Origin of the sequence: Actinotalea endophytica (genome assembly GCF_025717005.1) — a bacterium.
GTDB lineage: Bacteria > Actinomycetota > Actinomycetes > Actinomycetales > Cellulomonadaceae > Actinotalea.
Genome location: NZ_JAOVZU010000006.1, coordinates 153813 through 167783, shown reverse-complemented (window position 1 = coordinate 167783; position 13971 = coordinate 153813). Strand labels below are relative to the sequence as shown.

At 74.8% G+C, this 13971-nt stretch carries 12 protein-coding genes; 1 reads left to right on the top strand and 11 read right to left on the bottom strand.

Features of this window, described 5'->3' with window-relative positions; translation table 11 throughout:
- Window positions 1–148: 148 nt before the first annotated feature.
- Window positions 149–1828 (top strand): FAD-dependent oxidoreductase, encoded by a 1680-nt coding sequence (locus OEB99_RS11845; protein ID WP_263510340.1) that lies wholly within the window; start codon window positions 149–151, stop codon window positions 1826–1828.
- A 137-nt stretch (window positions 1829–1965) separates the two neighbouring features.
- On the opposite strand, the gene OEB99_RS11840 is transcribed toward OEB99_RS11845, so the two are convergent.
- From OEB99_RS11840 to ftsH, 11 genes are all read right to left on the bottom strand, one after another.
- Window positions 1966–3648 carry an L-aspartate oxidase gene (locus tag OEB99_RS11840; RefSeq protein ID WP_263510339.1) on the bottom strand — a complete coding sequence of 561 codons (1683 nt, stop codon included), beginning with the start codon at window positions 3646–3648 and terminating at the stop codon, window positions 1966–1968.
- Entirely contained in the window at window positions 3645–4076 is a 432-nt protein-coding gene (gene panD, locus OEB99_RS11835; protein WP_263510338.1) for an aspartate 1-decarboxylase, read from the bottom strand. The genes OEB99_RS11840 and panD overlap by 4 nt, the downstream gene beginning before the upstream one ends.
- Entirely contained in the window at window positions 4076–4960 is an 885-nt protein-coding gene (panC, locus tag OEB99_RS11830; protein WP_263510335.1) for a pantoate--beta-alanine ligase, read from the bottom strand. The genes panD and panC overlap by 1 nt, the downstream gene beginning before the upstream one ends.
- Complete coding sequence (locus OEB99_RS11825; protein WP_263510333.1) at window positions 4957–5907, bottom strand: Rossmann-like and DUF2520 domain-containing protein; 951 nt, start codon at window positions 5905–5907, stop codon at window positions 4957–4959. Before OEB99_RS11825 ends, panC begins: the two co-directional genes overlap by 4 nt.
- On the bottom strand, window positions 5904–7454 hold the full coding sequence (locus OEB99_RS11820) for a PH domain-containing protein (RefSeq protein WP_263510332.1): 1551 nt from the start codon (window positions 7452–7454) through the stop codon (window positions 5904–5906). The genes OEB99_RS11825 and OEB99_RS11820 overlap by 4 nt, the downstream gene beginning before the upstream one ends.
- Window positions 7451–7954 (bottom strand): PH domain-containing protein, encoded by a 504-nt coding sequence (locus OEB99_RS11815; RefSeq protein WP_411910690.1) that lies wholly within the window; start codon window positions 7952–7954, stop codon window positions 7451–7453. The genes OEB99_RS11820 and OEB99_RS11815 overlap by 4 nt, the downstream gene beginning before the upstream one ends.
- 11 nt (window positions 7955–7965) lie before the next feature.
- Window positions 7966–8439 carry a DUF3180 domain-containing protein gene (locus OEB99_RS11810; protein ID WP_263510328.1) on the bottom strand — a complete coding sequence of 158 codons (474 nt, stop codon included), beginning with the start codon at window positions 8437–8439 and terminating at the stop codon, window positions 7966–7968.
- A complete protein-coding gene (gene folK, locus OEB99_RS11805) occupies window positions 8439–10235 on the bottom strand; it encodes a 2-amino-4-hydroxy-6-hydroxymethyldihydropteridine diphosphokinase (RefSeq protein ID WP_263510326.1) in 1797 nt (598 codons plus the stop codon). The genes OEB99_RS11810 and folK overlap by 1 nt, the downstream gene beginning before the upstream one ends.
- A complete protein-coding gene (gene folP, locus OEB99_RS11800) occupies window positions 10228–11076 on the bottom strand; it encodes a dihydropteroate synthase (protein WP_263577617.1) in 849 nt (282 codons plus the stop codon). Before folP ends, folK begins: the two co-directional genes overlap by 8 nt.
- A 127-nt stretch (window positions 11077–11203) precedes the next feature.
- Window positions 11204–11818 carry a GTP cyclohydrolase I FolE gene (folE, locus tag OEB99_RS11795; RefSeq protein ID WP_263510323.1) on the bottom strand — a complete coding sequence of 205 codons (615 nt, stop codon included), beginning with the start codon at window positions 11816–11818 and terminating at the stop codon, window positions 11204–11206.
- Window positions 11815–13878, bottom strand: a complete 2064-nt coding sequence (gene ftsH, locus OEB99_RS11790; RefSeq protein WP_263510322.1) for an ATP-dependent zinc metalloprotease FtsH — start codon at window positions 13876–13878, stop codon at window positions 11815–11817. Before ftsH ends, folE begins: the two co-directional genes overlap by 4 nt.
- Window positions 13879–13971 lie beyond the last annotated feature (93 nt).

Here is a 13971-nt window from a genome sequence, read left to right as displayed (position 1 = left end):
ACCCCCCGGGGTATATGGTTGGTGCCGAGGAACCGCAACGGGGTGGGCCAGGTGCCCACCCTTCGTCGTGCCCGGGCCGTAGCCTCGACGGCACGATGCGGCCAGTGACCGTTCGTCGGCTCGAGCCGACCGACCAGTGAGGACCACCATGAGGATCGTTGTCGTCGGCGGTGTCGCCGGAGGGATGAGCGCCGCGGCCCGGGCCCGCCGCCTGGACGAGGACGCCGAGATCGTCGTCCTCGAGCGCGGCGACTACGTGTCGTTCGCCAACTGCGGACTGCCGTACCACGTCGGTGGCGAGATCGCCGACCGCGCCTCCCTCCTGCTGCAGACCCCCGCGTCGCTGCGCGCCGCGCTCAACCTCGACGTGCGCACCGGCCACGAGGTCGTCTCGATCGACCCGGACGCCAAGCAGGTCACCGTGCGGCTCCCGCACGACGGCACCGACGTCGTCGACTACGACGCACTCGTGCTCGCCCCCGGCGCCGCCGCCGTCCGCCCGCCGATCGACGGTCTCGACCTGCCGCAGGTGCACACCCTGCGCAGCGTCCCGGACGCCGACGCGATCCGCGCGCTGCTCACCGACTCCGCGTCCCGGGCCGTCGTGCTCGGCGCCGGGTTCATCGGCCTGGAGGCCGCCGAGGCCCTGCGCGAGCGCGGTCTCGACGTCGACCTCGTCGACCTCGCGCCGCACGTCCTGCCGCCGCTGGACGCCGAGCTGGCCAGCCTGCTCGACGACGAGCTCAGCGCGCACGGCGTGACCACGCACGTCGGGGTCGCCGCGCAGGGCGTGCGACCGACCCGCGGCGCCGACCACGCCGTCGAGGTCGAGCTGTCCGACGGCACGGTGCTCGCCGCCGACGTCGTGGTGCTCTCGGTCGGCGTGCGGCCGGACACCCACCTCGCGGCCGGCGCGGGCCTGGAGCTGACCGAGCAGGGTGCGATCGTCGTGGACACCGCGCAGCGCACCTCGGACCGGCACATCTGGGCGGTCGGCGACGCGACCGCTGTGCGGCACGGCGTGACCGGCGCGCTCGGCCCGATCCCGCTGGCCGGCCCGGCCAACCGTCAGGGCCGCCGCGCTGCGGACTCGATCATGGGCCGGCTGACCGAGGCCACCGAGGCGCGCCCGGTGATCGGCACCGCGGTGGTCCGCGTGTTCGGCCTGACCGCCGCGGTCACCGGCGCCAGCCAGCACCAGCTGCAGCGCGCCGGCATCGAGCACCACGTGGTGCACACCCACCCGGGCCACCACGCGGGCTACTTCCCCGGCTCCGAGCAGCTGCACATGACGGTGATGTTCGCGCCGGACGGCCGCCTGCTCGGCGCCCAGGCCGTCGGGCGCGCCGGCGTGGACAAGCGGATCGACGTGTTCGCCACCGCGCTCGCCGCGGGCATGACCATGGACGACGTGGCCGAGCTCGAGCTCGCGTACGCCCCGCCTTACGGCTCGGCCAAGGACGCGGTCAACATGGCCGGCATGGTCGCGCAGAACGTCCTCGACGGGACGCTGACCCTCTGGTACCCGCACCAGCTCGACGAGGTCATGGACACCGCGCTGATCCTCGACGTCCGTTCGGCCGGCGAGTACCGCCGCGGGCACCTGCCCAAGGCGCTCAACGTGCCGCACACCGAGGTCCGGGCCCGGCTCGAGGAGATCCGCGAGGCCGCCGAGGGCCGTCCCGTGCGGGTGCACTGCGCGAGCGGTTTCCGCTCGTACCTGGCCCACCGCGTCCTCGACCAGGCGGGCCTCGACTCGGCGAACCTCTCCGGCGGCATGCTCACCCTGCGCGCCGCGCTGCCCGAGCTGGTCCTCGAGGTCGGCTGAGACCCACCACCCCCCCCCGGGCGCCGCGTTCGCTGACCGTCGCCGAGTTCGCTGGTCAGGTCCAGCGAACTCGGCGCCCACCAGCGAACTCGGCGTCGCGGCGCGAGCGGTGCCGGGCGTGTGAGGAGCCTGGTGGCTCAGTCGGCGACGGGGGCGAGCGCGATCTCGGGCTCGGCGTCGGGGGTGAGCCGGACGACCTGCCGGGCACGCCAGGCCGGTGAGGTCTCCGGGAAGTCCTCGCGGTAGTGCCCGCCGCGGGACTCCTCGCGCCGCAGCGCCGTGAGCGTCAGCAGCGTCGCCACCTGGTGCAGGTTCGTGGTCTCCCACTCGGCCGCCTGCGGGGTCGCCTGGACCCCCGGCACCTCGTGCGCGTGGGTCGGCACGGCGGCGAGCGCCTGGGCCGCGCGCTCGAGACCCGCAGCCGTGCGGATCACGCCGGGCCCCTGAGCCGCGAGACGCTGGACCCGGCTCCGGGTCGGCGCCGCGACCAGCGCGACCCCGTCACGCTCCACCGGCTCGCGCTGCACCAGGTCGCGATCGGCGACCCGGGAGGCCACGTCGGCCGCCGCGCGGTAGGCGTAGACGAGTCCCTCGAGCAACGAGTTCGAGGCGAGCCGGTTCGCGCCGTGCACACCGGTGCACGCCGCCTCGCCCGCCGCGTACAGCCCCTCGAGGTCCGAGCGCCCACGCAGGTCGGTCAGCACGCCACCCGAGTGGTAGTGCTGGGCCGGGGCCACCGGGACCAGGTCGGTCGCCAGGTCGATGCCCTCGGCCCGCAGGCTCTCGTCGATGGTCGGGAACCTCGCACGCAGGAAGTCCGCCCCCAGGTGCCGCGCGTCGAGGAACACGTGGTCCGAGGACGTCTCCGCCATCCGCCGCACGATCGCGTGCGCGACCACGTCCCGCGGCGCGAGCTCCGCCATCGGGTGCACCTCGGGCATGAACCGCAGGCCGTCGGTGTCCAGCAGCATGGCGCCCTCGCCCCGCACCGCCTCGGACACCAGGGTGAGCTGCCCCTTCACGCCCGACCCCAGCCACAGCACGGTCGGGTGGAACTGCACGAACTCCACGTCCGCCACCGACGCACCGGCCCGCAGCGCGGCCGCCAGCCCGTCGCCCGTCGCCTGCACCGGGTTGGTCGAGGACGGGTAGACCTGCCCGATCCCGCCGGTCGCCAGGATCACGGCCGGGGCCAGGGCGGCGCCCACGCCGTCCCGCTGGCCCGCGCCGATGACGTGCAGCGTCACGCCGCACACCGGCCCGGGCCGGCCGTCGGCGTCCGGCGCCGCGGTCAGCAGGTCGAGCACCAGGGCGTTCTCGAGCACCTCGATGCCCGGGTCGTTGCGCACCGCCTCGAGCTGCGCGACGAGGGCCCTGGAGATCTCGGCGCCGGTCGCGTCACCGCCCGCGTGCGCGATCCGGTCGGCGTGGTGCCCGCCCTCGCGGGTCAGCGAGATGCCGCCGTCGGAGTCGGTGTCGAACCTGGCGCCGAGCGCCATGAGCTCACGGACGCGGTCCGGACCCTCGGTGACCAGCACCTCCACGGCGCCCCGGTCACAGAGCCCGGCACCGGCGACCAGCGTGTCGCTGAGATGGGCCTCGGGGCTGTCCTCCGGGTCGAGCGCGGCGGCGATGCCACCCTGTGCCCAGACCGTCGACCCCGACGCGAGCGGCCCCTTGGTGACCAGCAGCACGCGAGGGACGCGAGACCGCAGCCGCAGTGCCGCCGTCAGACCCGCGACCCCTGACCCGACGACGATCGCGTCGGCGTGCGCGGTCCAGCCCGGCTGAGGTCCGGCAAGGCGCCGGGCGAGCCTCACCGGTGCCCGTCCCAGGGCACCGCCGAGGTCTTCAGACCCGGCTGCGGCACCCCGGGGTCGGTCCCGAGGTCGACGATGCGGTTGCCCGAGTCCACGTGGACGACCCTGGGCGTGTACGTGCGCGCCTCCACGTCGGAGAGCTGCCCGTAGGCGATCACGATCACCAGGTCGTCGGGCTCGACGAGGTGCGCCGCGGCGCCGTTGATCCCGAGCACGCCGCTGCCGGGCTCGCCCGGGATCGCGTACGTGGTCAGCCGCGCACCGTTGGTGACGTCGACGACGTCCACCTGCTCACCGGGCAGGATGTCGGCAGCGGCCATGAGGTCGGCGTCGATCGTGATCGACCCGACGTAGTCCAGGTCCGCGTGGGTGATCCGGGCGCGGTGGATCTTGCCCGTCATCATCGTGCGAAGACGACCGGTGGACATCAGTGCTCCTCGTTGCTCTCGACCGACCCGGCGCCCGCGACGTCGATCCCCGCGATGTCGATCACCACGTTGTCGATCAGGCGCGTGGTCCCCACCCGCCCGGCCACGAGCAGGAGGGCCGAACCACGGTACCCCTCCGGCAGCGGGTCGAGCGCGGGGTCGACCAGCGCGAGGTAGTCCAGGACGACGCCCGGCTCGGCGGCGAGCACCTCCGCCGCGGCCGCGTGCACCGCCCGCGGACCGCCGCCCGCGGCCGCCAGGTCAGCACCGGCGGCGAGCGCGCGGGACAGCGCGAGGGCCACCGTCCGCTCGTCGGGTGCGAGGTAGGCGTTCCGCGAGGAGAGCGCGAGGCCGTCCGGTTCGCGCACGATGGGCACGCCGACGATCTCCACACCCAGGTCGAGGTCCGCCACCATCCGGCGGATCGCCGCGAGCTGCTGGGCGTCCTTCTGGCCGAACAGCGCGACGTCGGGTGCCGTGAGGTGCAGCAGCTTGAGCACCACGGTGAGCACCCCGTCCATGTGCGCGGGCCGGAACTCCCCCTCGAGCACCTCGCCGACCCGGCCGGCGCTGACCGTGACCACCGCCGGGGTCGGGTACACCTCGGCCACACCCGGTGCGAAGACGAGGTCCGCGCCGGCACCGGCGAGCTTGGCCACGTCGCCCTCGAGGTCACGCGGGTAGCGCGCCAGGTCCTCGGTCGGCCCGAACTGCAACGGGTTCACGAAGATCGTGACGACCACGACGTCCGCGAGGGTGCGGGCGGTGCGCACGAGCGTGAGGTGCCCCTCGTGCAGCGCACCCATGGTCATCACCACGGCGCGGCGCCCGGGCAGCGCGGCGAGCGCGTCCGCGAGCTCCGCCTTGGTGCTGACGACTCTCATCGATCCTCCTCAGGGTCGGGCCCGGTGGGCTCGAGGGCGTCCAGCAGGCGCTCGGCCTGGCCCGCGTCGATCCGTCCACCGCGCAGCGCGCGGGCCGTCGCGGAGCGGGCCAACGCGCGGTACGCGACCACGACGTCCGCCGCGTCCGGACGGTTCCCGGCGAGCTCGCCGAGCACCCGGACGTGGGCGCGGACCGTGCCGGCGTCGCCGCGCACGACCGGTCCGGTCAGCGAGGCCACCCCACCCGGGGCCGCGACGCCCGCGGCGGCGGAACGCACCGCGCCGTCCAGCGCGGCGGACAGCAACGGGCCGAGCACCCGGTCCGCGTCGTCGACCCCGGCGGCCCGCAGCGCGTCGGCGGCCTGGGCGACGAGCACGGCGAGGTGGTTGGCGGCGTGCGCCAGGGCCGCGTGGTACAGCGGCCGCTGCTCCTCCGCGACCACCACCGGCTCGGCACCGAGCTCGACGACCAGGGCCTGGCCGATCGGCAGCACGGGTGCGGCGGCGGTGACGGCGACCGTGCAGCCGGGCAGCCGCGCGAGGTCCAGCGAGGTGCCCGTGAAGGTCATCGCGGGGTGCAGCGCGATCGTGATCGCCCCGGCCCGCGCGGCCGGCGCCAGCACGCCCGTGCCGGACGCGCCGGAGGTGTGCACCACGATCTGGCCCGGCTGCCAGGCGCCGGTCGCGGCGAGACCCTCGACGAGGCCGGGCAGCGCGTCGTCCGGCACGGTCAGCAGGACCAGCTCGGCCCGCTCGACGACCTGCGGCACCTCGAGCTCGGGCACCCCGGGCAGCAGGGCCCCGATCCGCTCGCGGCTCGCCTCGGAGATCCCGCTCGCACCGACCACCGCGTGCCCGACCGCACGCAGGGCGTTGCCGAGAACTGCTCCGACCCGGCCCGCGCCCACCACGCCGACCCCGAGCCGGCCCGCCTGGACCGCGCTCACGGCGCAGGCGGGGGCGGGGGCGGGGGCGGGGGCGTCGGACCCGGCTGGGCGGGTGGCGCCGGTGGACCGGGCGGAGCCACCGGCAGGTCACGCGGCGCGTGCCCGCCGGGCTGCGCCTCCGGGCGTGCCATCCAGCGCTCGGGCCCGGCGAGGCTGCGCGCCCGCCGGGCGCGGGACGCCTGCATCGTGACGAGCTCGCCGGCGGCCGCCTGGTCGAGGTGCGGCACGACGGGGCTCACCGGACCGGGCGTGGAGTGCAGCTGCACGCTGGCGAGAGCGAGCCGACGCTGCCACGGCCCCTGAGCCACGCCGATCGACTGGGTCCGCTCGTGCGGCACCACGACGAGGCGACGGTGCAGCCGACCGGTCCGCGCCAGCAGGGCGCGCTCGGTGACCAGGTAGCCGTTGCGCCGCCACCCCAGCGGGTCCAGCCAGACGGCCCGGGACGGGCTGCCCACGAAGCCCTCCTCCGGGCCCATGCCGCTCAGCCCGACGTCCAGGACCTCGCGGGCGCGCTCGGCGCCGAGGTCCGGCAGCACGAGCCAGAGCGCGAGCATCGCCTCGTCCCTCGTCGCGACCGGCAGCAGCACGGTCTCCTGGGGCCGGTTGCCCTGCTGGACGTAGCCGGCGATGTTCACCTCGACCCGCCACCAGTCACGCCCCCGCCACAGCAAGGGCTGGCTGAGCTGGACCGCCTGCACCCGGCCGGGCGGCACGGTCTGCGCGCGAGCCTCGAGCAACCCGTGACGCAGACGGATGCCGTCCGGGGACTGCGCGAGCCGGAAGTTGAACTCGCTGCTGAACCGGGTCCACACGAAGCTCCCGGAGGCGATCACGGCGGGGATCATCGTCAGGAAGACGGCCGGCTGGTGCGTGCCGATCATCACGGCCAGGCTCGCCACGAGGACCAGCACCGCGACGATCGCGGCCCCCGAGCGCACCAGGCCCAGCACGACCCTGGCCGGCGGCACCACGACGAGCTCCCGTTCCGGGGCTGCCGCGACCGGTGTCGGAGCGCCGCCCTCGCGGGCCGAGCCGACCTCGAGACCGGCCGCCCGGGCGAGCAGCTCGTTGCGCAGCCGCTGGGCCTCGTCGTCGCGCAGGAAGGCCAGGCGTACGGCCGAGTCCTGCCCGCCGGCCACCTCGATCTTCAGCTCGGTGAGCCCGAACATCCGCGCCAGCAGCGGCTGGATGGTGTCGATCCCCTGGATCCGGTCCAGGCGCGCCGCGCGCTGGCGGCGGAACACCACACCGGACTGGAGGTAGATGGTCTCGTCGTCGATCGCGTAGCGGGTCATCCGCCACGCGAGCGCCGACCACGCGAACCCGATCAGCACGACCACGGCGACGCCGGCCACGATCGTGGCGAGTCCGGCGAGCCTGACCAGCTCGGTCAGGTTCGACGGGTCGAAGTCGAGCTGCTGCGCCGCGATCACCAGCAGGACCGCGAACACCTTCCACCCGCTGACCAGAGGCGTCACGGGGTGCACCCGCTGCCAGGTCAGACCGGTGGGCGGGTCCTGCGGCATGGCCCCCCGACCGCTCACAGGCCGGCCAGCCTCGCCTCGCCGCGCGCCGCGAGACGGTCGCGCAGACGGGCGGCCTCGGCCGGGACGAGCCCGGGGATCGCGGCGTCGCTCGACGCCGAGGCGGTGTGCAGCTGGACGCTCGCCACGCCGGCCCAGCGATCGAGCGGTCCGGCGTGGACGTCGACGAACTGCATCCGCCCGTAGGGCACGACGACCAACGACCGGAACATCACGCCGCGACGGATCAGCAGGTCGTCGTCCCGCTCGGCGTAGCCGACGGCGCGGACCTGACGGGGCACCAGCACGGCACCCCAGACCAGGAGGAGCGCGAGGACCGCGGGGATCGCCCACAGCCCTGCGATCCCGCTCAGGGCGGCTGCCGCGGCGCTGCCGAGCAGCGGGAGGCCCAGCACCAGGCCGAGCGGGATGAGCCGCACCGTGACCAGACGGCCGGAGACCGGCTGCCACACGACGTCGGCCGGCTCGAACGGGTTCTTCGGCTCACTCATGGCCGCCATCCTCCCACCGCTCACGCGGTGGACCCGGCCTGGACCCCGCGGTCGTCGTCCTCCGGCGGGACCTCGCACCAGTGCTCGGCGACCAGGCCGGCGACCGTCAGCACGACCGCGCCGAGCAGCGCCACGCCGGCGCCGATCGCCACGTCCCGGCGCGCGGCGATCGCGAGGTCTCCGACCACCAGCAGCACGTGGCCGGCGTACCAGCCGGTGAGCAGGGTGCCGGTGTAGGCGGCCGCCGTGGCAAGGGCCACCGTGCGCGCGGCGACGATCGGGTCGGTGCCCGGCCGCTTGCCCTTGACGAACTGCCGGACGTTCCACCCCATCGCGAGCACCACGGCGGCGATCCCGAGGGTCACCACGGTCGACAGCACCGGCGGGCCGAGCACGATCCATCCGCGCCCCTCGAGCACCCGCAGCAGCGCTGTGGACAGCGCCGCCACCACCCCGGCGATCAGGACGAGCCGGGGCCAGGGCGTTCGTCGCATCAGTCGACCCCCGGCGGGGTCCACCAGTCGAGCGCGAGCCAGCGCACGCCGTCGCGATCGGGCGCCGTGCCGGCGAGCGCGGCGACCGGGCCGCCGCCGAGGCCGGGCAGCACGGCGTCAGGGTCGACCTGCGCCCACGGCTGCAGCACGAACGCCCGTTCGTGCGCACGCGGGTGCGGCAGCTCCAGGTCGTCCGTCACGCCCGTGGTGCTGCCGTGCACGATCAGGTCGACGTCGAGCGTGCGCGGTCCCCAGCGCTCCTCGCGGCGCCGGCCGTGCGCAGCCTCGATCGTCTGGCACGCGTGCAGCAGGGCACGCGGGCTCAGGGTGGTCCGACCGAGCACGACCGTGTTGAGGAAGTCCGGCTGCGGCGGGCCGCCCACGGCCGCGGTGCGGGCCAACGGGGCGACGGCCGTCACCTCGAAGCCCGGCAGGGCGGCGAGCTCGTTCACCGCTCGACGCAGGGTCTCCTGGCTCGGGCCCTCGTTCGACCCGAGCGCGAGCACGACCCGGACCGGCTCGTCGGGAGCGAAGTCCAGCCGGTCCCGAGGCACCACGTCGGCGACGGGCACGGGCCCGGGGAACGGGACGGGCTCCGGCACCGGCACCGGTTCCGGCTCCGGCTCGGGCTCGGGCGCGAGGGTCGGGACGGGCCCGGGGAAGCCAGCCGGCTCGGGCGCGAGGGTCGGGACCGGCCCGGGGAAGCCGGCCGGCTCGGGCACCGGCATCGGCGCCGTCCCGGACGGCGGCTCGTGGAACGGAGCCGGCTCCGGCACCTGCCCGACAGGGCTCCAGGTCGGCGCCGCCGCAGGCACCGGTGGCGCAGGCGGGAGCGGGGAGGCGGCCGGCTGCGCCGGGGTGGCCGGCGGGACGGACTCGGTGGGCCACGCGGGCGCGGCGGGCTCCGGCGGCACCCCGGGAGGGGCCGACGGCGTCGACGCGTCGGGCCGCGCGGTCAACGGCGCAGCGAGGTCGTCCAGGTCGAGCACGGCGGTCGGGGCGTCCTCGAGCGCGGCCGGCGCGACGGCCGGCTCCCACGCGTCGGCCTCCTCCGGGGTGAGCGTCGAACCGGGCTCCCACGCGTCGGCCTCCTCCGGCTCGAACGCCGAGCCGGTCGCCCACACGCCGGGCTCCCCCGGCGTCGACGCCGGCACCTCAGGTTCCGCGGGCGGCTCCCATCGCTCGCCCGCACCCGCCAGGGGAGCCGGCACGGGCACCGGCGGGACCGGCGGCTGAGGAACCGTGCCGGCCGTCGGAGCGACGCTCGGCACCGGCTCGGGCGGCGGAAGCGGCTCCGGCAGCGGTACGGGCTCGGGCACCGGCTCGGGCAGCTCGTCCGCGAGCGCCGCGGCCACGATGCCGGCGACCGGCGACCACGCCGGCACCTGACGTTCGACGACGGTCGGCGCCTCGGCCGCCACGACCGGCGGGTCCTCGCGGGAGCGGCTGATCTCCACCGTGACGTCGGTGAGCGCGACGGTGACCGGAGCGTGCGGCTTGTGCACCACGACGTCGACCGCGACGACCCGCTCGTGCGCGAGCGCCACCGCGGCGATCCGCTCCGCGAGGGTCTCCACCAGGTTGACCGGCGGACCCGCCAGCACGGCGTGGACCTGCGTCGCGACCGCGGAGTAGTCCACGGTGAGCTCGAGACGGTCCGCGGACGCGGACGCCCTGGTGTCCACGTGCAGCACCACGTCGACGACGAACTCCTGCCCGTCACGCCGTTCGTGCTCCAGCACCCCGTGGTACCCGGTGGCCCGGATCCCGGTCAGCCGGATGCGGTCCTCAGCCACCGTGTCCTCCTGTTCGGACGTCGTCGGCGCCCGGCTCGCCGCGCGCTGCGGTCCACGCCGCTGCGACGCGGACTGCGTCCACCGAGCCTGCCACGTCGTGCACCCGGACGCACCATGCTCCGGCCGCCGCTGCGAGCGCCGTCACCGCCGCGGTCGCGAGGTCCCGCTCGACGGGCGGGACCGGGTCGACACCCCCGTCCCGGCCGGCCAGCAGGTGCCCCAGGAACCGCTTGCGCGACGCTCCCACGAGCACCGGGTGCCCGAGCGCGACGAGCGCGTCGAGGTGCGCGAGCAGCGGCCAGTTGTCGCGGCCGGGCTTCGCGAAGCCGAGCCCCGGGTCGAGCACGAGCTGCTCGGGTCGAACGCCCGCGGTGACCGCGGCGTCGACCCGCTCGGCGAGCTCACGGCACACGTCGGCCACGATGTCGTCGTAGTCGGCCAGGTCGTCCATCACGTCGGCGTGCCCGCGCCAGTGCATCGCGACGTAGGGCACGCCCGCCTCCGCGACCAGGCGGTACATCGCGGGGTCGGCGAGGCCGCCGGAGACGTCGTTGACGATCGCCGCACCCGCCGCGACCGCGTCGTGTGCGACGGCGGCGCGAGTCGTGTCGACGCTGACGACGGCGCCGGCGCCGGCCAGCTCCTGGATCACCGGCAGCACCCGGGCCCGTTCGGTGTCCGGGTCGACGCGGGCCGCTCCGGGACGGGTCGACTCCCCGCCGACGTCGAGCAGGTCGGCGCCGCGGGCGAGGAGCTCGAGACCGTGCGCCACCGCAGCGTCCGGCTCGTACCACCGGCCGCCGTCGCTGAACGAGTCCGGTGTCACGTTCACGACGCCCATCACCAGGGTCCGGTCCAGCGCGGCGAGGTCCGCGCGCAGCGGTGCCGGGTGCAGCACGTTCACCCACCCAGCCTAGGGCCGGGTCGTGCCCCGACCCGGACTGCCGGGCGGGGTGCCGGGTGCGCGCTCACTGTGCGGTGATGAGCCCCATCGCCTCGGCCCGCGTGGCGCTGTTGCGCAGCTGACCGCGGACCGCCGAGGTCAGCGTTCGGGCGCCCGGTGTGCGCACACCTCGCATCGACATGCACAGGTGCTCGCACTCGACGACGACGATCACCCCGGCCGCCCCGAGGACGTCGACCAACGCGTCGGCGATCTGGGTGGTCATCCGCTCCTGGACCTGCGGGCGCCGTGCGTAGAGGTCGACCAGCCGCGCGAGCTTCGACAGCCCTGCGATCCGGCCGTCCCGCCCGGGGATGTAGCCGACGTGCGCGACGCCGTGGAACGGCAGGAGGTGGTGCTCGCACTGGGAGTACACGGGGATGTCCCGGATCAGGACCATCTCCTCGTGGCTCTCGTCGAACGTGGTGGTGAGCACCTCACGGGGGTCGCGACCGAGGCCGGAGAACATCTCGGCGTACGCGCGTGCGACCCGCGCCGGGGTGTCGCGCAGGCCGTCGCGGTCCGGGTCCTCGCCGACCGCGAGCAACAGCTCGCGCACCGCGGCCTCGGCGCGCGCGAGGTCGAAGCCGCTCGGCTCCTCGGGCGGCCGGCCGGCGACGTCGTCGTCGAGCGTGCTCACGACGTCGGGCCGCCCGGAAGGGTGCCGCCGCCCTCGACGCCGCCGGCCGGCTCGTCGAGCGGCGGGAGCGCGTGCTCGGGCGACGCCTGGGCCGCCTCGTCCTGCGGAGCCTCGGCCGGGACCGCCTTGCCGTTGCCCGCGGCCTTCTCCGCCGGGGTCTGGACCGGCGGGATGTCGCTGACCTGTCGTTCCGGGCTGGACAGCCAGACCTCGCGCAGGTCGCGCTTGATCACCGGCTGGAAGACCTCGGCCAGCTCGGCCTGGTTGAGCGTCTCGCGCTCGAGGAGCTGGACGACCAGCTCGTCGAGCACGGCCCGGTTGGTGACCAGGATCTCGTAGGCCTCGTCGTGCGCGGCGTCGATGAGCTTGCGCACCTCGACGTCCACGACGGCCGCCACGTCCTCGGAGTAGTCGCGCTGGTGGCCCACGTCGCGACCGAGGAACACCTCGCCGGAGTCCTGACCGAGGTGCACGGCGCCGACCTTGTCGCTCATGCCGTACTGCGTGACCATCTTGCGGGCCGTCGTGGTGGCCTTCTCGATGTCGTTGGACGCCCCCGTGGTGGGGTCGTGGAAGACGATCTCCTCCGCGACCCGACCACCCATCGCGTAGGCGAGCTGGTCGAGCAGCTCGTTGCGGGTGACCGAGTACTTGTCCTCGGCGGGCATCACCATCGTGTAGCCGAGGGCACGACCCCGCGGCAGGATCGTCACCTTCGTCACCGGGTCGGTGTACCGCAGCGACGCCGCGACCAGGGCGTGGCCGCCCTCGTGGTACGCGGTGATCTTCTTCTCCTTGTCGTTCATCAGCCGGGTGCGCTTCTGCGGTCCGGCGATGACCCGGTCGATCGCCTCGTCGAGCTCGTGGTTGCCGACCAGCTGCCCGGCCGAGCGCGCGGTGAGCAGCGCGGCCTCGTTCAGCACGTTCGCCAGGTCGGCGCCGGTGAAGCCGGGGGTGCGCTTGGCGACCGCCGCCAGGTCGACGTCGGGCGCCATCGGCTTGCCCTGGGCGTGCACCCGGAGGATCTGCTCGCGGCCGCGCAGGTCGGGGGCGTCCACCGACACCTGCCGGTCGAACCGGCCCGGGCGCAGCAGCGCGGGGTCCAGGATGTCCGGGCGGTTGGTCGCGGCGATCAGGATGACGTTCGCGTTGACGTCGAAGCCGTCCATCTCGACGAGCATCTGGTTGAGCGTCTGCTCGCGCTCGTCGTGGCCACCGCCGAGCCCCGCACCGCGGTGCCGGCCGACCGCGTCGATCTCGTCGATGAAGATGATCGCCGGCGCGTTCTGCTTGGCCTGGTCGAACAGGTCACGCACCCGCGAGGCACCGACGCCGACGAACATCTCGACGAAGTCCGAGCCGGAGATCGAGTAGAACGGCACACCGGCCTCGCCGGCCACCGCGCGGGCCAGCAGGGTCTTGCCCGTGCCGGGCTGGCCGTACAGCAGCACGCCCTTGGGGATCTTCGCGCCGACGGCCTGGAACTTGCCCGGGTCGGCGAGGAACTCCTTGATCTCCTGCAGCTCCTCGACCGCCTCGTCGACCCCCGCGACGTCCTCGAACGTCACCTGCGGGTTCTCCTTGGAGACCAGCTTCGCGCGGGACTTGCCGAACTGCATGACCCGGGACCCGCCGCCCTGCATGCGCATCATCAGCCACCAGAACAGGCCGAGCAGCAGCAGCATCGGCAGCACGAACGTGATCAGGCTGTCCCACCACGTCGTCTGCGGGTTGACCGAGTTGTAGCCCTGGGGCGGGTCCGCGTTCTGCACCGCGTCGACGACGGTCTGACCCTGCGGTGCGACGTAGTAGAACTGCACGTTCTTGCCGTAGTTCTGGTCACCCTTGGTGAAGTCCTGGGACAGCGTGAGGTCCACCCGCTGCTGGCCGTCGATGATGAGCGCCTGCTCGACGGTGTCGCCGGCCAGCAGTGCCAGGCCGTCGGAGGTGTCGATCCGGTGCACCGACGGCGTGAACAGGCTCGACGCCGCGAAGAGCAGGATGATCACGGCCAGGGCGATCCAGAGGATCGGGCCGCGGGTGAGTCGGCTGAGATTCATGGGTGCCGGGCCGTCGCCCGGTGCCTTTCCGTCGCGGAACGGGTCTGCTGGGCAGGGTACCCGCTGCGCCTACGGCGAGCCCCGCCAGTTCGC

What these genes read in the sequence shown, in the direction of transcription:
- OEB99_RS11845 (WP_263510340.1), top strand. Translation starts at nt 149, where the DNA reads ATGAGGATCGTTGTCGTCGGCGGTGTCGCCGGAGGGATGAGCGCCGCG.
- panD (WP_263510338.1), bottom strand. Translation starts at nt 4,076, where the DNA reads ATGTCCACCGGTCGTCTTCGCACGATGATGACGGGCAAGATCCACCGC.
- panC (WP_263510335.1), bottom strand. Translation starts at nt 4,960, where the DNA reads ATGAGAGTCGTCAGCACCAAGGCGGAGCTCGCGGACGCGCTCGCCGCG.
- OEB99_RS11815 (WP_411910690.1), bottom strand. Translation starts at nt 7,954, where the DNA reads ATGGCGGCCATGAGTGAGCCGAAGAACCCGTTCGAGCCGGCCGACGTC.
- OEB99_RS11810 (WP_263510328.1), bottom strand. Translation starts at nt 8,439, where the DNA reads ATGCGACGAACGCCCTGGCCCCGGCTCGTCCTGATCGCCGGGGTGGTG.
- folP (WP_263577617.1), bottom strand. Translation starts at nt 11,076, where the DNA reads ATGGGCGTCGTGAACGTGACACCGGACTCGTTCAGCGACGGCGGCCGG.
- ftsH (WP_263510322.1), bottom strand. Translation starts at nt 13,878, where the DNA reads ATGAATCTCAGCCGACTCACCCGCGGCCCGATCCTCTGGATCGCCCTG.